The following is a 20,641-nucleotide window of genomic DNA, read 5'->3' as shown; positions in this document are numbered from 1 at the left end:
ATGGTTAATATTTATTTCTATAAAAATGTCAGCCCGTTGGGCTTTGCTGAGGTCGGAGCGAAGGGACGGGGTCGCCATTGAAAATTCTGTTTCGATGCCGTAGCAACAATCCCGAAGGGATGAAATTTTTATAGAAATGAAAAGAAAAACCGAAATCAAAACCCCGGAGGGGTGACATTAGCATTCATAATATCACCCCTGCCGGGGTTCAATCGGATGGTTAATATTTATTTCTATAAAAATGTCAGCCCGTTGGGCTTTGCTGAGGTCGGAGCGACGGGACGGGTCGCCATCGGAATTCTGTATAGATGCCGCAGCGACAATCCCGAAGGGATGAAATTTTTATAGAAACGAAAAGAAAAACCGAAATCAAAACCCCGGAGGGGTGACACTAAAGATCCGGAATAATATCACCCCTGCCGGGGTTCAATCGGATGGTTAATATTTATTCTATAAAAATGTCAGCTCTTTGGGCTTTGCTGAGGTCGGAGCGACGGGACGGGGTCGCCATCGAAAATTCTGTTTTGATACCGTAGCGAAAATCCGCAAGGGGTGGCATTAGCATTCATAATATCACCCCTGCCGGGGTTCAATCGGATGGTTAATATTTATTTCTATAAAAATGTCAGCCCGTTGGGCTTTGCTGAGGTCGGAGCGACGGGACGGGGTCGCCATCGAAAATTTAGTTTCGATGCCGTAGCAACAATCCCGAAGCGATGTAATAATTATAGAAACTATAAAAATATCAGCTCTTTGGGCTTTGCTGCGGTCGGAGCCAAGGCACAGGGTCGCCATCGGAATTCTGTATAGATGCCGCAGCGATAATCCCGAAGGGATGAAATTTTTATAGAAACGAAAAGAAAAACCGAAATCAAAACCCCGGAGGGGTGACATTAAAGATCCGGAATAATATCACCCCTGCCGGGGTTCATTCGGATGGTTAATATTTATTCTATCAAAATGTCAGCCCGTTGGGCTTTGCTGAGGTCGGAGCGCGGGAGCGTTCCGCCATTTAAAAACAAAAAACCCCATGAACAACTTTACATTCCTGACCCTCCTTTTTACACTAATTATTTCCCTTAACCCGGGAAACAATCATTTCAACTATCCTGAACCCTTGAAGAAACCGGGGCGCGCATTGGTGCGCCCCGACACCCTAACGATCGACACTTTAAGCAGGATTTCGCCTGAAAGAGCGGGCAATACCGATTGGTTTAAGGCAGCGGGCTGGGGCGTTTTTGTGCATTATTTATACGATGTACAATGTGCGGGAGACCATATTACCACCATGGACGGTGTTTCCGATTGGGACAAATGCGTGGGTGAGTTCAATACCGAGAAATTTGCGGAACAGATCAAGTCGACTGGAGCAGCATATGTGATCTTCACCATGATGCAGCGGACCCGTTACCTGATAGCCCCCAATAAAACTTACGACAAGCTCACTGGCTTTAAGCCCGGAGAGGCCTGTTCGAAGCGTGACCTCGTTGAGGATTTGTATAAATCGCTGAACAAAAGAGGCGTCAAACTCATGCTTTACTGGACCGGCGACGGGCCGCGGCAGGATGACAAAGCCGCCAAAGCGATGGGCTATACCGAAAAAGTTTCGGAGGAATATGTACAAAAGTGGGCCGATGTCGCGGCGGAGTATGGGGAACGATACAAAGACAAAGTAGCAGGCTGGTGGGTCGACGGATGTTACGATTATTTTGGATACAATGAAAAAAAATGGTCGATACTCGCGAAAGGCCTGCGGGCGGGGAATCCGAAAAGGATCATCGCTTTGAATAATCCCAAAATGACAAGCTCCAATTCTTCAACGTCCGAAGATGACTATACGACCGGTGAGCAACATGTGTTTGGTGAAATACCCACTTCCCGCTGGCGCGACGGGGTACAGTGGCACATCCTGTCTCATTTGGGAAATGAATGGTGTGCACCCGGACTGCGTTTCAAGCCGGGCTTCATGGGCGATTATATCCGAAAATGCAACAAGGCCGGCGGAGTAGTCAGCATTGATGTGTGCCTTTTCAGAGACGGGACCATCGAGACATCGCATCTGGAGTGCCTGCGGGGAATTTCGCGCAGACTAAAAGCAAATTGAAAAAGCCGGTCTGGTTTGCCTCAGGCCAACATCAAAATCCTATCTCAATGAAGTACATTTTTTTAAGTATGCTGCTGTGCTTTGCATCGCGCGTAATCGGGCAGGGTGGAGGGGAGAAATACGTCTCTCCGGAAGTTGCGAAAAAGGACCACGGGCAGTTTCTGAAAGGCTCATTTTATATGTTTGGCGAAACCAGGGAAAACCCGCTCCGGTGGAACGATTCGCTGAAAGTGTCCTGGTTAGACAAGGATTTTACCAAAAAAGCATTTGAATTGCATGCCTGCCCTGGCGAGTATTTTGTTTATCAGATAGGAGTTTGGGCGGTAAAAAAAGACCTTCAGAATGTAACGATCAAATTCTCCGACCTGAAAAGCAAGGACGGGAAAAACATTTCTTCCAAACAGATAAGCTGCTTCAACGCAGGAGGGACCGACTATCTTGGCAAACCTTTTACCAAAAAAATAAATATTCAGAACGGAAAAGTGCAGGCACTTTGGATCGGTGTGGATCTGGCTGGTGTGGCTACCGGAATTTACGATGGTACTGCCGAGATTTTGGTCAATGATAAAAAAGAGACACTTAAAATCAGGCTTGGGGTTGAAGGTAAGGAAGTAGAAAACCACGGCTACGACGAAGGAAAAGGTTTATCCCGCATGAACTGGCTGAACAGTACAGTGGGTATTGATGATGAAATTACAAAAGGATATCAACCTATAAGTCGCAAGGACAAAACCCTGCACATCCTCGGAAGAACATTTGTGATCGGTAACGATGGTCTGCCTTCCGAAATCACCAGTTTTTTTAGCAGTTCCAATCAAAATATCTCTGAAAAAGGCGAACCGATCACAGGTGGGCCATTTCGTTTTGTGATAGAGAAAGAGAATGGCGATATCATCAAGCTGGTGCCAGGGCTGGTGAAGTTTGTCACTGAAAAGCAAGGGAATATCACCTGGCAGGTCAAAAGCAGTTCGCCTGAATGCCAGCTTACCTGCACGGGTAGCCTGGAATATGACGGGTTTGCGGGTTATCAAATGGAATTGAAGGCATTGAAGCCATTGAGAATCAAAGATATCCGTCTGGAAGTGCCGGTAGCCAAAGAAAAATCAACTTATATGATGGGGCTGAACCGGGAAGGCGGCCTGCGCCCCGAATCCTGGAAATGGCAGTGGGATACGACCAAAAACCAGGATGCTGTTTGGCTGGGCGCTGTGAACGGCGGTCTGCGGCTGAAACTGAAATCGGAAAACTACAAACTGCCGCTGGTCAATATTTATTACAAATTTGAGCCCCTGCGGCTTCCTCCGTCCTGGGGAAATGAAAACAAAGGAGGTGTAAACATGGATGAAAAGGGCAATGCCGTCGTAGTGAACGCCTATTCCGGCAGCCGGGAAATGTCCACCGGCAGCGTACTGAACTACGATTTTGAACTTCTGATCACACCATTCAAGTCTGTTAGCAATGAAAAAAAATATGGCGACCGGTATTTTCACGGGGGAGGTACCAATGCATTGAGCAAGATCGGCAAAGCTGAAAAAGCCGGCGCCAATATCATCAATATCCATCATGCGGAGGACATTTATCCTTTTATCAATTATCCCTATCTCGACGAAAATACAGCCGAGCTCAAAACGCTGGTGGACAAGGCGCACGGGCAGAACAAGCGCCTGAAACTATATTACACCACACGCGAGCTGACCAGGAACATTCCTGAATTCCAGCCATTTTACAGCCTGGACGGGGAAGTGCTTTTTCCGGGACCCGGCAATGCCAGCCGGACAGAAGCCCTGCATCCCAAAGGCCCGAATGAATGGCTGGTCAAAAATCTGAGGGAAAAGTATGTTCCGGCCTGGTATAACCCGGTCAGCGAGGGCAAGTTCAAAGGTTCGTTCGATTTGTCGGTGATCACAACGCCGAACAGCAGGCTCAATAATTTTTACATCGCCGGCCTGGATTGGATGGTAAAAAATCTGAAAATCGACGGTATATACATCGACGACGCCGCACTCGACCGCTTCACTTTACAAAGAGCCCGGAAAGTCATCGACCGGAACCGCCCCGAAGGCCGCATCGACCTGCATAGCTGGAACCATTACAACGCCTGGGCAGGATTTGCCAGCTGCCTCAATCTCTACATGGACCTCATGCCCTACCTCGACCTGGTATGGATAGGCGAAGCCAGGGATTACAACCGCGCACCCGACCATTGGCTTGTGGAAGTTTCGGGCCTGCCGTTTGGTTTGCCTGGACAAATGCTGGAAGGCGGCGGTAACCCGTGGCGGGGAATGGTTTATGGCATTACCAACCGCGCCGGCTGGGCAGGCAATACGCCGGACGAGCTATGGGAGTTTTGGGATGAATACGGTTTCAAAGAAAAAGACCTGATCGGATATTGGGACAAAACCTGCCCGGTAACCACCAACAATCAATATATTAAAGCCTCGGTTTTCAAAGGCAAAACTGAGAGTATTGTTGCGATCGCGAACTGGGACAAAGAAGCGCAGAGTACCTCCGTTGTTATCGACTGGGCCGCGCTCGGCTATAATGCTTCCAAATGCACGATTTCGATGCCGTTTGTCAAGGATTTTCAGGATGAGCAGCCGCTCCAATCGCTGAGCTCGGTGAATGTGCCGGGAGGTAAGGGGTATATGATCGTAGTAAAAGAAAATAAATAATGTACATGGTTCATTTCGGGCTGTTAGTGCTGAAAAAGGCAATTTAAACCTAAGTATCTGATAAAAAATAATTGAAATGAGTTTAAAAAACAGAAAGTTTCTTTTTCGTTCTCAGCTGTTCCTGCTGGCGGCTGTGTTGTTTTTTTCGTGTGGGGAAAAAGTAGAATTCAGTCTGGAAACGGATTATCTCACGCTGGGGCTGAACAACCGCGGTAATATTGTGAGCATGCAGGAAAAGGTCTCAGGCAAGGAATATTTTCCGAAAGGACAAAGCTCGCCTATGCTGAGCTTGTACAAAGATTCGGTATACACCGCGCCAGAAAAAGCTGTTTATGATCCTCAAAAACAATCGATTACACTCCAATACGAAGGCGGCATCACCGCTACAATCGGTGTGCAGAACAAGAAACAATACCTGCGGTTTGAATTGCTTTCGTTAAGCCCGCGGAATGGTACACAGGCGGTGGTTTGGGGACCTTATCCGACCACCATCGGCGAACTGATCGGCGAAACGGTGGGCGTGGTGCGGGATACTGCATTTGCAATTGGTTTGCAGGCGCTCAATATCAACACCATCGAAGGGATTCCCGACGATGGCGACAATGCTGGCGGTGGCTCGTTTATAGATCCGCTGCCCGGCCAGACGCTGCCGGATTCCCTGAAAGATAAGATCGGACAGCCCGTTTCCACGGACGTGAACCGCGACGGCGATATGCCCGAATATGTGCGGATGTACCGGGGAAGCCTGGCTGTCAAAAAGGAATTTGGCAGCGAGCTCCGTATGTTCGCCCGCGACAGGCGGATTGCCCGCACACTCGGCAGCGGCGACAGGATCCAATATGTACCGCCGGTGGAAAGTGATTTTGCAGGCAGTGCAATCGCTTTTTTCGGATGTCCGGCGGCGGAAACGTTGAACGTAATTGAAAAAATAGAACTGGGCGAAGGCCTGCCGCACCCGATGATCGATGGTGTCTGGATCAAACGTGCCCCGCGTACGAGCGAAGCCTATATGATGTATGAGGGGAATAATATGGAAAACTGCCTTAAATATGCTAAAATGGCCGATTTCAGGCTGGTACATATTGGTGATGTTTTTGAAAGCTGGGGCCATTTCGGGTTAAAAACTGCACGTTTTCCGAATGGAGCGGCAGATATTAAAAGGCTGACTGCCAAGGCAAAAGCAGCTGGTATTTCCCTGGGTGTGCATACGCTTACCACTTTTACAGGTACCGGCGACAAATACGTTTCGCCAATACCCAGCGACAGTTTATGCAAAACCGGAAGCTCAATACTCGCCAAAGATATTACTGCGGATGATCAGACGATTAATGTAAAAGACCCAACTTTTTTCAGGAATACGGGCGCTACGCATACCATCAAGATCGGGAAAGAACTGATCTCCTATCAGGCTGTTTCCGAAGATAAACCATGGCGATTGCTGAATTGTGTGAGAGGACAATTTAATACCGGAAAAGCAGTCCATACTGCCGGAGTTGTGGTTGATAAACTAGCCAATAACAGTTACAGCGGCTTTTTGCCGGATATTTATTTGCAGGACCAGTACGCCAGACGGCTGGCCGAAGTATGCAGGGAAACCGGTATCGACCTCATGGATTTTGACGGTTTTGAAGGATTGGAAGCGACCGGTCATGGTACTTACGGGGAAAATAAGTTTATAGATCTTTGGAATAAAAACCTGGACCGGAGCAGGCTGGTTTGCGGGTCCAATACCGGTCATTATTTCTGGCATATATACTCATATATGAACTGGGGCGAACCCTGGTACAGCGGCCTGCGACAGAGCCAGATCAATTACCGTATTGAAAATCAAAGGTATTTTGAACGTAATTACATGCCGGGTATGCTGGGCTGGTTCAAGCTCGAAGGCGAATACAGGCCCGAGGAAATTGAATGGATACAGGCCAGAAGCGCAGCTTTTAATGCAGGTTACCTGCTCCGTGTGGATGAAACTGTCGAGAAAAGCGGCTTTAAAGCAGACTTTTTTGAAGCCATCAGAGAGTGGCAGAAAGCCCGGAACACGAAGGCTTTTACCAGTGCACAGATCGCCGCATTTAAAGACCCCAAAAAGGAATTTCACCTGAAAAAACGAACAGACACTTCCTGGGAATTGTATCCGGTGAGTCTGCAGTCGGGCTTTGTGCATCAATTCAGAAGTGTACAGACGGGTGAGCCGGTTGCGTCGAATTTTAAAATCAACAATCCTTATGCCGAACAGCCTCTGCAATTGTATATTACCACAACGGCTGTGGACGGCAATAAAACTGACGCGGTGTCGAAACTGCGGCTGGAAATCAATAAATATCAGGTATTGGAGATCAATGAGCCGATAAAGGCAGGCTCCAAATTTATTATTGACGGAAAATCCGTATTTCTTTGTGATGCAACATGGAATAAACTAAAAGAGATCAAAGTCAGCGCATTGCCAAGGTGGTCGAAAGGCGGCAACGAGATCGTGGTGAAAAGTGAATTTTCCGGCGAGCAGGCCCCGGTACTGAATTTTGATTTCAAAAGTGTCGGCCAGGCTGAAATCGTCAAAGGAAAGTGACAATGGATTTCATGTCTTTTCATATCTTAAACCCGGGTTAATCCTGCAATCAAAAGAAATCAGTAAAGTGAAAAAAACGCTCCTCAAAGTGACCGCGCTGACGCTGGCAATGTGCCTTGCTATGGCAGTTCACACACATGCGCAAACGATCAATATCGGCAATCTGCCGGTTTACAATAAGGAAACATTGCGTGCCAAAAGCGACTGGCTCGTCACCGGCGATGCGCAGAAATCGGCCATTTACAAAACCCCGGAAGGTCACATGGTTCTGAGCAACGGACTGGTTTCCAGGACGTTCACGCTCAATCCAAATGGTGCAACGATTGGTCTGGATAACCTCATTACCAATGAAGCGCTGGTGCGGGCGGTGTCGCCGGAAGCGGTGATCTGGGTCAACGGGAACGAGATCAATGTGGGCGGGCTTACCGGTCAGCCTATCGGAAATTACCTGCTGCCCGAGTGGATTCCGGGCATGAAGGCCGATCCGTATAGTCTCAAACTGGTTTCCTATACCTCTTCGCCTATCAAAGAACGTTTCGAGTGGAACCGCCGGACGGAATGGTCGTCGCAGCTGCTGCCCTGGCCGCCGAAAGGGAAAGAAGTAGCATTTACCTACAAAGCCGACGAGTCCGTGATCAGGAATTTCAAAAACCTGAAAGCGCAGGATTCGCAACGCGAAGTTTTGTTGAAAGACGATTTTATCAAATTATCTCCGCAGTGGAACATCGTTTCTTCGCACGCGCTGGCCAATGCATTTAACAACGAAGCAAAAGCCGGGGAGCTGCTGGTACCTGCCAACGCGGTCGTATATGGGGAACAGGCTTTGCCGCAACAGACGAAGGTGATCATTTGCAAGCTGAATTCAGGAACGGACGAAAGTGGTGGATATGGACCGGGTATTGCCCTGCAATTTGCGGGGGACAAATCTTCCAAATTCCACCTTTCACCGGCCAACAAACGTTTTCGTATATTCCATGACGGCCAGAGCCAGGATTTCGAAGGTTTTGATACCGGTAAATCCTATTTCTTGAAAATACTTTTAGGCTCGGGCAAAATGATCTGCAGTGTTTCTGAGGATGGGAAAACCTATAAGGTATTGTCGGAATTGCCGGTCGCCAGCACTCCGACACATATAAGATTGGGGAAAACAGACCCGCGCGGAGGTAAAACCAAAAGCACCGGCCCGGACGGAAATGTGGGCAGAAGTAAGATTGAGCAACTTTGGATTTTGGGTGAAAACAAAGGTTCGGATTCGGATTTCGATTTTCTGAGCAGCCTTAATGTGAAGGTACATTATGAATTGTACGACGGCCTGCCGATGATCAGTAAGTGGGTGAGCGTGGAGAATAAAGGCAAAGCGGAATTTATTGTCAATAATATCAAAAGTGAACACCTGGCGGTAACCGAGGCGGAAAGTGCCGTGGAGCACAAGCAGCGCTGGGAAATGCCTCCGATTTTTGCGGAAAGTGATTTTGCTTTTGGATCGATGTCGCCCAACGCTGCACAAAATGCATGTGTGGAATGGAAAGTCGACTCGACTTATACAACCCAGGTCAATTATCTCCTGCAAACGCCTTCGCTGCTGGTGTGCATGCCCAAAACAGGGATGGGCCAGGAACTTGCCGGCGGCGCCTCTTTTGAAAGCATGCGGCTCTGGGAGCTGGTTTACGATAGTTACGACCGCGAAAGAAGGGGCCTCAGCGAAAGGAAAATGTACCGTACCATAGCACCCTGGGTAACCGAAAACCCGGTGATCATGCACGTCAGCAGTGCCAAAGACCAGCCCGTGAAAGCGGCAATTGACCAATGTGCCGAAGTAGGTTTTGAGATGGTGATCATGACATTCGGCAGCGGGTTTAATCTGGAAGACACTTCGCCGGAAAACCTGCAGCGCATGAAAGAACTGAAGGATTATGCCAAATCAAAGGGTGTTGCGATTGGCGGCTATTCGCTGCTGGCGAGCCGGGCGATCGACAAGGAAAACGATGTGGTGATGCCTCCGGGAAAGAAGCCTGCATTCGGAAATTCACCCTGCCTGGAAAGCGTGTGGGGGAAAGATTATTTTAAAAAGCTCTATAACTTTTATGAAAAAACCGGTCAGGATTTGCTGGAACACGACGGTTCATACCCCGGTGATATATGTGCATCTCCAGACCACCCCGGCCATCGTGGGCTGGAAGATTCTCGCTGGAAACAGTTTCGCGAAATACAGGAATTTTACCGCTGGTGCCGCAGCAAAGGCATTTATCTGAACATTCCCGACTGGTATTTTTTAAACGGCAGTAACAAAATTGCCATGGGCTACCGGGAAACCAACTGGTCGTTGCCGCGTGAACTGCAGGAAATCATAGAACGCCAGAATATATACGACGGTACCTGGGAAAAGACGCCTTCCATGGGCTGGATGTTTGTTCCGCTCGTGCAATACCACGGCGGAGGCGCAGCCGCGACGATCGAACCACTCAAAGAACACCTTCCGCATTATGAGCAGCGGCTGGCCAATTTGTTCGGGGCGGGTGTGCAGGCATGTTACCGCGGGCCGCAATTGTACGATGCGCCCGAAACCAAGATTCTGGTAAAAAAATGGGTTGATTTTTACAAAAAACACAGAACAATCCTGGATTCCGACATCGTGCATCTCCGCAGGTCCGACGGCCGGGATTATGACGCAATCCTGCACGTTGACCCGCTCGGAAAGGAAAAAGGTTTGCTGATGGTATATAATCCACTCAATCAGGCCATTGTCCGGGAAATCGATGTGGACCTTTATTATACCGGCTTGCAAATGCAGGCGAGCATCTCCGAAAATGACGGCCCGGCGAAGAAAATAGCATTGAACGGAAGCAAAATGACCTTGAAACTATCCATCCCGGCCAAAAGCCAGAAATGGTTTTTGATAACACCTTGAAGCACTTTCATAAAAAATAATGAATCTGAAATTTCTATTCGTTCCTGTCATGGTTTTGCTGGCAGGCATACAGGCTGTTGCCCAGACCAAAACGATCGCTTTTTACCAATTGGGCAAAAGTTCCGCGGTTACCTATGTGGCCGGCCCCGATATTCTGACGGGCGCTACTTCCAGGGAGCCTGTTTTGACCAAATCGGGCAATCCGCTTTTCTTTGCGAGTGCGCCAGAGCTGCCTGGAAACAAAGTAAAAGGATCGCTTTTGTTCAGGGAACCGGCGGATCAATACGCAGCGACCCAAGCCATTGGAAGTGCCAGCGACGATTTTGTGCTTGAAACATGGGCAAATCCCAGCTTGGCCGATGACAAGGATTTTCATATTGTAGTGGCTAATGGAAATGGTGCGAATGGCTACGCCATTGCCCAACAGGGTGCCAAGTGGGTGGCGATTGGGGACGGGCAAGCTGTTCCCCTGGCCATAAAAATGAATGTGGAGTGGACCCACCTGGCCATCGTGGCGATAGGGAGGGAAGTGAAACTGTACCTCAATGGAAAACTCGTGAACCGCGCAAGCCGCAGCGAAAAATTAGACCCTTTTTTCACCGTCGGGAACAGCAAAGACGGTAAGCAGCCTTTTCACGGAATGGTCTATTCGGTTCGTTACAGCCTCATTCAAAATGGGAAATTTGACGAGCAAAAGGACTTTTTATTGAATTATAAAGAACAGAAAATCGTCCGGGAAAAGGAAAATAAGGAAAGGCAGGATTTGATCAAAAACATCAGTAGGGAAGGTTTTGGGATAAAAATAGTTTCAGAATTCCCGGAAGAAGAAAAGCCGGAAGACTGGCTCATTAAACCTGCGAAAACAAATGCTGCCATGCTGGTAAAGGTTGACAATAAGACCCATACAGCCCGGCTCCGGCTTTCAAACGGGCTGGTTCGAAGGGATTTTTACGTGGGTGAAAATCTGGCTTGTTATAGCTTTAAGAACATCAGTAATGATGCGGAATACCTTCGGGCAGTAAAACCGGAAGTGAGGATACGGCTTGATACGAGCTGGTTTGATATCGGCGGGCTGAGTGGTCAGCCTGAAAAATCGTACCTGATCGAAAGCTGGCTGGAAAATATGCTGGGCGACCCGGGCGCGTTCCGTTTTACGGGTATTACTTCCGAGCCGCCCAAAGCCCGGTACCCCTGGCAGCAGCGTTACAATGCTGTGCACACCGACTGGCCACCCAAAGGATTGCATATCATCATGCATTATGCCGCGCCGGAAATTGTGGCCGAGGCATATAAAAACACAAAAGTCCAGGTGCATTACGAAATTTATGATGGTATACCGGTGATCGCTAAGTGGGTTACATTGCAAAACAGGAATACTGCACCTGTGACCGTCGACCAGATCGAAACAGAAGTGCTGGCCGTTGCGCAGGACCAGGTGACCCGCCTGCATACCGAAAGCGATTTTTCCTTCGCCTTTGCCAATGCCGACCCGCAGGGCAGCGCGCTGATACATTATGCCGGGGAACTGAAACCATATCACGCCGGAAAAAGCACCACTTCCTGGCGCGTCGATGAAGCATACAACACCTGGGCGTCGCACAACCAGGCCGAGGATAACTTCCTGCATTTTCCGCACCATAACCTGCTGGTAAGCAGCCTGCCGATGGGGCCTTTCCAGTTGGTGGAAAAAGATAGTTCGTTTCAGTCTTACGTGACTTTTGAATTGCTTCACGATAGCGATGATAAAGAGCGTCAGGCACTTGCCCACCGGAAATTTTACCGCAAGCTCGCGCCTCAGGTTTCGGAAAGTCTGCTGGCGGGGGCAATTACTTCGCAGGATCCGGCGCAAATCAAAGGGTTTATTGATCAGATGGGTGAGCTGGGTTTTGAAAGACTTGACATTCATCCCTGGCCCGGTATTTCGCACGATAACCTCGACCCGGATTATGTTTCCAAGTGGGGCGACATTGCAGGATATGCCAAGAAGAAAGGCATTGTAATGGGCGGGTACGAGCTCAATATTGCCTCACGCGGGAGAGGTGCGGAGGTGGATGTGATCGATCCGGTTACGCTCAAACCGGGAAGTATTTTTGGGCAAAGTGTTTGTATTGCAAGTAAATGGGCGGACGACTATTTCGGAAAACTGGGGCAATTTTATAACAAAACGGGCTTTCTAACCTACAACATGGATGGACCTTATCATGGAGATCCCTGTGCTTCTACGGTCCACGCGCACCATCGTGCGTTGAAGGATTCGCAGTGGGCGCAGTGGAAAAGGCAGGTGAGCGTGATCCATGGCCTGCTCGGCAAAAATATTTACGTACCGATCCCCGACTGGTATTTTCTCAACGGCCAGAGCGCGACAGGTATGGGCTACCGCGAAGCCAGCGCCAATCTCACGCCTGAGCAGCAGATGTTGCTCGGACGGCAATACATATACGACGGTACTTTTCACAAAGCCCCGACCATGGGCTGGATGACCGTGCAGCTCACGGGTTTTTATTCCAACGATCCTAAAATCGGGCTGGAACCTTTAAAAGACAATATCAGCCGCTATGAACGGACGCTTTTTCAGCACCTCGCCAGCGGATGCCAGCTGACAGTGCGCGGAAACCGGCTCTACGATACTCCTGAAACCAAACAAATGGTGCAGAAATGGACAGAATGGTTTAAAAAATACCGCGGCATCCTTACCTCCGACATCATCCATCTTGGCCGCCCCACCGGCCGCGACCTGGATTGCATGCTGCACGTAAACCCGGAACTTAGCAACAAAGGAATGGCGATCATTTTCAATCCGACCGATCAGACGATCAAAAAGAAGTTCCGTTTACCGCTTTATTATACCGGCTTGTCGGGAACGGCGCGGATCAGGGAGCAGGAAGGGGAGGGGAAAACTTATGATCTTAGCCGCGATTCCGAAGCCGCAGTGGATGTTGAAATTGCTGCGGGCGGGTTTACCTGGTTGGTTATTGAGTGATTTAATAACGACATCGACATCTCGTTTAATTGAACCTGAAAACGGAGTGGCATTTATAGTGGAAAAGCCCGAAGGGCTGAAATTGTTGTAGCAAAAATAACGCGGGCGAGAGTCTGGAACCCCTATGGGGGGCATCGCTGTGTCTCGTCCTAAAAAGTTTACAATTCCCGTGAACAATGTCACCCTTTCAGGGTTCATGCATTCCGGACATGCTTACATCTGCTATAATAATTACATCCCGTTGGGATTGTCATTCCTGCGAAGTGGTGTAGACTGGGCTTCAAATCATTTTAACAAAGAATTAAAGGCGATGAGGTGTCCGGACGCTAGCTTTATAGCATTTGTTAAGGTAGGTGATAGTTATATCCCTTCTAAACGAGAAAGTTGTGCGACTTTTGAGTCGCACAACTTTTCTAAACAACTAAAATCTACTTGATCTTTTCAAGCTTCTGAAAGAAAAACACGAGCTCTTTAAAAGTCGTGAAAGTTTCACTCAGGCGCGGGTTGTAGCCCACTTCTTTCTGGTAAATACTGTAACCAGTGTAAATCGACCAGAGGTCGTCGATCCATTCTTCCGTTCCGCATTGCGAAAGCAAATCCTGGACAAGCAGGCCGTAATTGGCCAACTGTTGCGAGTCCGTAGACTCGCCGTTTGTCGGTGTGTACATAAACTTCGTTTTTAAAAGGATGAATGGGGCGCCCTGTTTGCAGGTGTCCTTACGCAAACAAAGTGTGCGTCCGGGGGCCTTTCGGCACACCCGCACCATAACAGGGCGGTACTTTTGAGATTTTTCATAGACTTCGTTTTTAAAAGGAATGCGAATATTCGGAAGTTTTTGGAGGAATGCAAATGTGGGTTCTTACCAGAGTCGGTTCTCAGGTATTTGCTTTTTGTCAAAAACAAATAGTCTTCTTACCGGCTTCAACACGGTAAAACCTTTAAATAATCCGCGCGTTGCCGTTTGATCATTTAGCATAAGCAACAATTTTTTTGAGCATAGGTTGAAATTATTTCAACAACGAACCAAAAAAATGATCAGATGACGGAACAACAGCTTATAGAATTGCTGAATGATCTGGTGAAGCAGCCTCACGAAAGCGAATGGGTCGAATTTAAACTCAATTTTCATTCTCCGGAAGAGATCGGAACGCGGATTTCTTCGCTTTCCAATGGCGCCTGCATCCATAACAAAGCTACGGGTTATCTGGTGTTTGGCGTGGAAGATCAGAGCCACATTATCAGAGGAACTTCCTTTAAAGCAAAATCGCAAAAAAAGGGAGGCGAAGACCTGGAACATTGGCTGACCTCAAGATTGACTCCAAAGATCGATTTCACGGTATATGAATTTGATTATGATACAACACGTCATATATCTCTTTATGTAATACCGGCAGCAAAGAACCAGCCCGTTGAATTTTTGCACCAGTCGTATATTCGAATCGGTAGCATTACTAAAAAGCTGAACGAATATCCTGAAAAGCAGGCCAAGATCTGGAAAAAGGATGCTATCCCATTTGAAAAGGAAATAGCAATGGACAATTTGTCCGCTGCGGATATTACAAAATATTTAAGAACAGAAGCATACTTTGATCTGATGAAAATTCCTTATCCCTCAACGCAGGAAGGCGTTATTGATAAGTTTATCGAGGATAGTTTAGTTGTTAAAAACCACGGATATGCCATTACTAAATTGGGTGCATTGTTGTTCGCCAAGCAGCTAAAGGATTTTGAAAGTGTAGCGCGAAAATCCATAAGAGTAGTTGTTTACAAAGGGAAAAATAAGGTAGAAACCGAAAGGGAACAAATCGGGGGAAGTGGTTACGCAATTGATTTTGAGAATTTTTTGGTCTGGATAAATAGTCAGCTCCCCGCTAACGAAGAAATCGGCAAAGCATTGAGAAAAGAATCGAGGATGTACCCCGAAATCGCCGTTCGTGAGTTGGTCGCCAATGCGCTGGTTCATCAGGATTTGAACGAAAAGGGCTTTCCGATGATCGAAATTTTCAGCGATCGAATAGAGATTTCTAATCCCGGAAAACCGCTGGTAACCCCTGAGCGTTTCATAGATGCCTATGTATCAAGAAATGAAAAGCTTGCAGATATCATGCGACGAATGGGTTTGTGTGAAGAGAAAGGAAGCGGACTCGACAAGGTGATTTTCAACATTGAGTTGTATCAGCTGCCGCCTTTGAATGTCATTGTTGCTGAAAGCCGAACAAGGGTGACAATGTACAGTTACAAAGTTTTGCTTGATTTGGATAAGAAGGAAAAGATAAGGGCTTGTTACCAGCATGCCTGTTTGAAATATGTCTCGAATGAAAAAATGACAAATCAGTCTCTTCGGGACCGTTTTAAAATTGCAGACCAAAATGCCGCCACTGCATCCAGAATTATCAGGGACGCTCTTACGGAAGGAGATATCAAAGAAGACGATCCGGAAAGCAAGTCAAGGAAGTATGCAAGTTACATTCCGTTTTGGGCATAGATTCTTATTTGACGGTCATTTGATAAAAGCGGCCTTGGTAGAACTTAACTAATTGATATTCAGCAAATTTTTATTTGATGGCTATTTGATAAAATGGCTTTTACTTCAATACTCCTCATACCTATATTCCAGCATTTCCAATACAAATACCGGACTGGTGGGAGTCGCCTTTTGCGAAGTTGTGCGGCTTTCGGGGAGGCCCTGGGTATTGTAAGTATAGGTGTAAGTGATTTGGGAGAGGGCGTCGGTTGTGGCTGAGCGCAGATTGTTCTTGCTCAGGTGCAGCAGATTGTCGACACCTCCGTAATAGGTGTAATAATTAAAGCTGCCCATCGATGGTGTGGCGATCCTGGATGGAGCGGGGATAACCGGTGCGTCCAGAAATGGATTGGGGTGATCGTCATAGACGAATTCCGTATTGAAAGTGCCGCTCGATGGCACGGTGCGGACCACCGTAGTTGTAGTCGTTACTTTGCTCAGATTTCCGGAAGTGAAGACGTATGCATTGTCCTGCAGGTAAGAAATTGTATTTGAAAAGTTAAAAGATCTTTTGCTGGCCGAAAGCTGGCTGGAAGGATCGTAAGTGAATAGGAGGTCGTAATAATCATTGGTTCCGCCGGTGTATTTGATCTTGTCCACCTTACCCGCCTGGTTGTAGGTGTACACATACCGCTCGGCCCCTGCCTTGCTTAAAATCCTGTCCATTTGGGTTAACCTATTCTGAGAATCGTACTGGTAGGTACTTGTTTCGGTGGGAGAGGTGGCGCTGTCCGGGGTTTGGTAAGTATAAATAGAAGCCAGCCGACCGCCGGCATCGTATGTAAATGAACTGATATATTCAACGTTCGGCTCATCCGGGCTTGTTTTCGAAAGACTCTTTATGCGAAATTGTTCCGGTCGGGGTTCCGGATTTTCATTGTCGCCGCAGGATAGGGAGACCAGGATAAGGGCGAGGCAAAGTGCTGATAGAAGAAAAGAGGCTGTTTTCATGCTGTCTTGGTGGTTTGTGTATGTTGCAGCATGTAGGGGCACACGAGCGGCATGCTTTCGGGTATAATTTCATCAATTTTAAGTACTTTTTCAATACCTATTATTTAGCGGCAAGCCCTACAATCAGTTGATTTTTTCATTCCTCGTTCATAGCTTGATATGGGTTATTTTCGGACTTTGCCAAGATACGTCGCCAGCTTATCAAACGTCGCCCCGAATCCTTCATGCATACTTGCGTTAATTGATCTGAACCCTTCCTCTTCTTCGGCGCTGCCATTTACCGGTCGCCCGGTCAGCGTAACAATGGTTGAGTCGTTGTTGGCGATAAAGGTGAGGCGGTAGGAAATTTCCAGAGGCAGTTTCACATCAAACGGTGCCGGTACCGGATTGGCATGTTCGTCTGCGAAAGCGTTGGTGAATTCCAGCAGGCTGTGGGGTTCGATCCGGATAAATAAAAACCGGCCGTAGCTGATGTTTCCCTCGTAGTCCATTTGGAAATGAAAAATGCCGCCAGGTCTGAAATCCAGACTGATGACGCTGTTTTTGGTTTCAACCGGTCCCCACCATTCGTTTAAAGCACCGGCATCCGCAAATGCATTGAAGACTTCGGTTTGAGGTGCGTCAAATTCCCTGATGATCGTGAGGACATTCTCGTCATGCTTCATGATTTGTATTGGTTTTTTTGTTTTTTAAAAATTTATCCAGTGCATCAAACTGTTTGTTCCAGAACTTGCTGTATTGTTCAACCCAGTCGGATACCTCGCTGAGTTTGTCGAGCTTCGCCTCGCAAAACCTTTCCCTGCCTTCCTGCCGTATTACCACCAGCCCGCATTCCGTCAGTATTTTGACATGCTGGGAAATTGCCGGCCTGCTCATATTGAAATTTTCCGTCAGGGCGTTCAGGTTCATGGCCTTATGTGCGATGAGATTGATGATCTGGCGCCGAGTGGGGTCAGATATGGCCTGGAAAACATCTCTTCTTGCTTCAATAGACATAATAATGCGTAAGCGTTTACTTACACAAATATATATGTAAGTAAATGCTTACGCAAATTTCGGGTGAATTATTTTTTCCACCCGGCATATCCTGAGGGATAGGTGAGTCGTGTGTTGCTAATTCAGATTTTCAAGAATGTACCCCAGGTAACTGTCAACCGTCAGCTTGTAGTTCAATCGCATTCTCTGACCGGCGACATTGACCTTATATACGCCCGCTGCCAGGTTGGACAGATCAAACCAGCGGCTGTAGTCCGACTTACTGACGCCTTCATAGTGAATAGTTCTGAGATGATCGTCAACAATTGATACATCGAAATGCTCCTGATATGGGTTTTTAAGTATGATCCGCAACCTTCCGACCGCCCGCACAACATACACGTTGCTTTCGCTCGTCTGGTGTGCGTTGGTGGGTTCAGCAAAGATTGCCTCGGGCCGGAACACATCCCGGGGCGTAGTCCGGCTGTCCGCGACGAGATCGTAGGTTTTTACAGATGTATTCAAAACATTGCCCGCAGTGAGTTTGGTCAGCAGGTTATCAAACCGTCTGATATTGCGTTTGGTCAGTTTTACATATTTTCGGGAGAGCGTTTCTTTATATACAAGCTGCTGGGCGGCATTGAAAAACTGAATGGCGGTATTGCCAGTTCTGTAGTCCGTGTACACCTGCCAGTAACCCTTGTCCGGTTCGTCTTTGGCGTAATGGCCTTGTGCCGAAAGAGGGAGATTAACAGCTTGCAGCAGCGTAAGTGCAAGTGTCAGGATGAAAATGAAAACTGTTTTTTTCATGGCTTTTGTTAAATAGGGTGATTGTGCGACCCGGACAATACAATCTCTTGCGGAAACAGGAGTTTTCGCCCGGGAAATACTATTAACGTGCTGGCCATCAGTTACCCTAAAGAGTACGGTTTGTACTTCGATGTTGCAGGAGGGTGGTTATTTTTTTTCTTTTTCAAAACACCACCCCGGTGAAAAGCTACGCGCTCGCCGGGGTGGTGGCAAAAAGTTATTGAACTTCCACCGGTACATTCATGAAATTGCCGGATGTGAGATAATAGGGAAATGCAGCTCCCCGCATGTACTTGATGTTTGTAAATTCACCACTGACCAATTTCTTTGCTTCATCATAGGAAGTGATTTTAATAGAGCCACTTCCGGGGCGCCAGTATGAGTTGGTAGTGGACGCTGATCTGCTCACTATAAGCAGCGCCTCGGTGACATTACTCTGGGTTTCCCAGGAGTATGTGTGGAGATAACTGTTAAAGGCCTTCGTTACGAGCAGTACGTTGCTGAAATAGCGTGTGTCCCGGTTTGGATAGCGGGAAGCGTCGGTAACTCCCAGCGAAATCTCCAGCTTTCGCTCCCACTGATCGGTAGCAACATCCCTGGCTTTCAATAGTTTGTAATAAAAATTATCAGAAAAACTTACCCCGTAAACATATTGCGATTCTACATCAGCCAGTCCCGCTTTGGCTGAGGCGACGACCACGGTATAGGTTTTGGTCGAACCATCTTCTGCGGTAACGGTATAGTCCACCGGTTTACTGAAATTCTGGGTTACTGAATTTTCCGGAGAAATGGAGGCACCATTATGACGGATAGTGGGTTTCAGGTTCCAGGAACTTTGCCAGGGAACGTAAACCATCACCTTTGATTGGCCCTCGTTTACTTCATAAACTTCGCCTGTAAACTGGTCGAACGACACTTCCAGTATTGCTTTGTCTGCCGATTTTACCACGGGTTCGGGTTCTGGGGTATCGTTTTTATCGCAGGCTCCGAGCAGCATGCCACCGAAAATGGATGCCGCTACCCAATGTATATATTTGAATAGTCTCATTTTAGTAAAATTAAAAATTGAAATCCGCACGGCGGGATATGTTAGCTATTTGAACTGGCGACGAGCTTTCTACGCAAATCGACAGGAATTCCGGCATTGATTCTAGGGTCCGGCGATGGTTTTCAGGTACTTATGCTCCGGAATGGAATCACAGTCAACCCGCCGTCCGCTCCATTCCATACGGGTATGAACTGTTCCGCGGGGCGTACCACCATTCCACGTGCCGTCGAAACGGTCACCTGTTGCGGAGAGCGTAAGCCATATTTTGCCCTGGTATGAGGGCGAACTGAATAACGGAGCGGCCCATTCACCGGTGAGTTCATACCCATTGTTGGAGAGCGTGCCACGCAACTGTCCCGAATTCCCTTCAACGCCCCAGGCGCCTGTTACCTGGCTGCCCAGTACCTTGATATACATCGGGGAGCTAACCGGATTGTACGCGCCGGTGCTGTCTTTCCAGCGGGTGATATAGCAGCCCTCAAAACTGGGGCGGGGGCAGCATGAATAGCCGAGAACGGCGATCAGCGCCAAAATGAACGGTTTTGTAATTGTTTTCATGGCATTAACTGTTTTTCAAAGTTTTGAGTTGGTCTTTTGAACGCGGAAAATTTCCGTTACCGGACCCGCTTTAATTCCGTATCGGGTAATTGGGGAGTGTTCATACTAAGCGTATTGTCGTCCTTTCTGGACATGGTGCTTTTGCGGTATTCCACGGTTACGCCGTCAGCGCTGCGCACAATTTGGTCGTACTCCCATTCGTCGGTCCCGGTTGAAACTACATTTTTCCAGTAGGCCTCGCCGATCACAAATCCATATATATTGTTGGTTGGAGGCTTTGTGCCGGCAGCACTTTTTGTTTCCGGGACAAACACACATTCTGCGCCATTTTCGTAAGCCCATTTTCCTTCAAGGAAAGCGTAGGGGTCGTGTTCAGGCACAGGGTCAGCATCTTTTTTGCAAGAAGCCAGCATACAGAGCATCACGCTCGATAAAAGCAATGTTTTGATTTTCATGTTTCGTTTAAGTTTAAATTGAAATCAAAAACTTAGTCGAGATCCATGAAGGCGGGGGAAACAGGAAATTGAAAAAAATGTTTTGGAAG

The 20,641-nt window shown here is 47.8% G+C and carries 14 protein-coding genes; 6 read left to right on the top strand and 8 right to left on the bottom strand.

Going from position 1 to position 20,641, the window contains the following annotated elements; genetic code table 11:
* Positions 1-1,030: 1,030 nt before the first annotated feature.
* From FBF61_RS08620 to FBF61_RS08600, 5 genes are all read left to right on the top strand, one after another.
* Positions 1,031-2,104, top strand: coding sequence for an alpha-L-fucosidase (locus tag FBF61_RS08620; protein WP_138476792.1), 1,074 nt, complete (start codon positions 1,031-1,033; stop codon positions 2,102-2,104).
* Positions 2,105-2,151: 47 nt separating this feature from the next.
* Positions 2,152-4,776, top strand: coding sequence for a glycoside hydrolase domain-containing protein (locus FBF61_RS08615; RefSeq protein ID WP_138476791.1), 2,625 nt, complete (start codon positions 2,152-2,154; stop codon positions 4,774-4,776).
* A gap of 76 nt (positions 4,777-4,852) precedes the next feature.
* The gene (locus tag FBF61_RS08610; protein WP_138476790.1) at positions 4,853-7,342 is read left to right on the top strand and encodes a hypothetical protein; all 2,490 of its coding nucleotides are present in this window, start codon (positions 4,853-4,855) and stop codon (positions 7,340-7,342) included.
* A 67-nt stretch (positions 7,343-7,409) separates the two neighbouring features.
* A complete protein-coding gene (locus FBF61_RS08605) occupies positions 7,410-10,250 on the top strand; it encodes a hypothetical protein (protein WP_138476789.1) in 2,841 nt (946 codons plus the stop codon).
* 19 nt (positions 10,251-10,269) lie between these two features.
* Positions 10,270-13,230 (top strand): LamG-like jellyroll fold domain-containing protein, encoded by a 2,961-nt coding sequence (locus FBF61_RS08600; RefSeq protein ID WP_138476788.1) that lies wholly within the window; start codon positions 10,270-10,272, stop codon positions 13,228-13,230.
* 428 nt (positions 13,231-13,658) lie between these two features.
* On the opposite strand, the gene FBF61_RS08595 is transcribed toward FBF61_RS08600, so the two are convergent.
* Positions 13,659-13,898, bottom strand: a complete 240-nt coding sequence (locus FBF61_RS08595; protein ID WP_138476787.1) for a hypothetical protein — start codon at positions 13,896-13,898, stop codon at positions 13,659-13,661.
* 372 nt (positions 13,899-14,270) lie between these two features.
* Between FBF61_RS08595 and FBF61_RS08590 the strand changes: the two genes are divergently transcribed.
* Positions 14,271-15,716 (top strand): ATP-binding protein, encoded by a 1,446-nt coding sequence (locus FBF61_RS08590; protein WP_138476786.1) that lies wholly within the window; start codon positions 14,271-14,273, stop codon positions 15,714-15,716.
* 105 nt (positions 15,717-15,821) lie between these two features.
* Here FBF61_RS08590 and FBF61_RS08585 read toward each other — a convergent pair whose 3' ends face one another.
* From FBF61_RS08585 to FBF61_RS08555, 7 genes are all read right to left on the bottom strand, one after another.
* Positions 15,822-16,706, bottom strand: coding sequence for a DUF4595 domain-containing protein (locus FBF61_RS08585; RefSeq protein ID WP_138476785.1), 885 nt, complete (start codon positions 16,704-16,706; stop codon positions 15,822-15,824).
* 164 nt (positions 16,707-16,870) lie between these two features.
* Positions 16,871-17,371, bottom strand: coding sequence for an SRPBCC family protein (locus tag FBF61_RS08580; RefSeq protein WP_138476784.1), 501 nt, complete (start codon positions 17,369-17,371; stop codon positions 16,871-16,873).
* A complete protein-coding gene (locus FBF61_RS08575) occupies positions 17,361-17,702 on the bottom strand; it encodes an ArsR/SmtB family transcription factor (RefSeq protein WP_138476783.1) in 342 nt (113 codons plus the stop codon). Before FBF61_RS08575 ends, FBF61_RS08580 begins: the two co-directional genes overlap by 11 nt.
* Before the next feature lie 117 nt (positions 17,703-17,819).
* Positions 17,820-18,491 (bottom strand): hypothetical protein, encoded by a 672-nt coding sequence (locus FBF61_RS08570; RefSeq protein ID WP_229214965.1) that lies wholly within the window; start codon positions 18,489-18,491, stop codon positions 17,820-17,822.
* Positions 18,492-18,708: 217 nt separating this feature from the next.
* Positions 18,709-19,539, bottom strand: a complete 831-nt coding sequence (locus tag FBF61_RS08565) for an SGBP N-terminal domain-containing protein (RefSeq protein ID WP_138476782.1) — start codon at positions 19,537-19,539, stop codon at positions 18,709-18,711.
* Positions 19,540-19,641: 102 nt separating this feature from the next.
* Entirely contained in the window at positions 19,642-20,097 is a 456-nt protein-coding gene (locus FBF61_RS08560) for a hypothetical protein (protein ID WP_138476781.1), read from the bottom strand.
* Positions 20,098-20,153: 56 nt separating this feature from the next.
* A complete protein-coding gene (locus FBF61_RS08555) occupies positions 20,154-20,552 on the bottom strand; it encodes a hypothetical protein (protein ID WP_138476780.1) in 399 nt (132 codons plus the stop codon).
* Between the last annotated feature and the right edge of the window lie 89 nt (positions 20,553-20,641).

Origin of the sequence: Dyadobacter bucti (assembly GCF_005869225.1) — a bacterium.
In the GTDB taxonomy this organism is placed as follows: domain Bacteria; phylum Bacteroidota; class Bacteroidia; order Cytophagales; family Spirosomataceae; genus Dyadobacter; species Dyadobacter bucti.
Note: the sequence above shows the minus strand (reverse complement) of the source record. Positions and strands in the feature narration are given on the sequence as shown.

What these genes read in the sequence shown, in the direction of transcription:
- FBF61_RS08620 (WP_138476792.1), top strand. Translation starts at nt 1,031, where the DNA reads ATGAACAACTTTACATTCCTGACCCTCCTTTTTACACTAATTATTTCC.
- FBF61_RS08615 (WP_138476791.1), top strand. Translation starts at nt 2,152, where the DNA reads ATGAAGTACATTTTTTTAAGTATGCTGCTGTGCTTTGCATCGCGCGTA.
- FBF61_RS08610 (WP_138476790.1), top strand. Translation starts at nt 4,853, where the DNA reads ATGAGTTTAAAAAACAGAAAGTTTCTTTTTCGTTCTCAGCTGTTCCTG.
- FBF61_RS08600 (WP_138476788.1), top strand. Translation starts at nt 10,270, where the DNA reads ATGAATCTGAAATTTCTATTCGTTCCTGTCATGGTTTTGCTGGCAGGC.
- FBF61_RS08595 (WP_138476787.1), bottom strand. Translation starts at nt 13,898, where the DNA reads ATGTACACACCGACAAACGGCGAGTCTACGGACTCGCAACAGTTGGCC.
- FBF61_RS08590 (WP_138476786.1), top strand. Translation starts at nt 14,271, where the DNA reads ATGACGGAACAACAGCTTATAGAATTGCTGAATGATCTGGTGAAGCAG.
- FBF61_RS08585 (WP_138476785.1), bottom strand. Translation starts at nt 16,706, where the DNA reads ATGAAAACAGCCTCTTTTCTTCTATCAGCACTTTGCCTCGCCCTTATC.
- FBF61_RS08580 (WP_138476784.1), bottom strand. Translation starts at nt 17,371, where the DNA reads ATGAAGCATGACGAGAATGTCCTCACGATCATCAGGGAATTTGACGCA.
- FBF61_RS08575 (WP_138476783.1), bottom strand. Translation starts at nt 17,702, where the DNA reads ATGTCTATTGAAGCAAGAAGAGATGTTTTCCAGGCCATATCTGACCCC.
- FBF61_RS08570 (WP_229214965.1), bottom strand. Translation starts at nt 18,491, where the DNA reads ATGAAAAAAACAGTTTTCATTTTCATCCTGACACTTGCACTTACGCTG.
- FBF61_RS08565 (WP_138476782.1), bottom strand. Translation starts at nt 19,539, where the DNA reads ATGAGACTATTCAAATATATACATTGGGTAGCGGCATCCATTTTCGGT.
- FBF61_RS08560 (WP_138476781.1), bottom strand. Translation starts at nt 20,097, where the DNA reads ATGAAAACAATTACAAAACCGTTCATTTTGGCGCTGATCGCCGTTCTC.
- FBF61_RS08555 (WP_138476780.1), bottom strand. Translation starts at nt 20,552, where the DNA reads ATGAAAATCAAAACATTGCTTTTATCGAGCGTGATGCTCTGTATGCTG.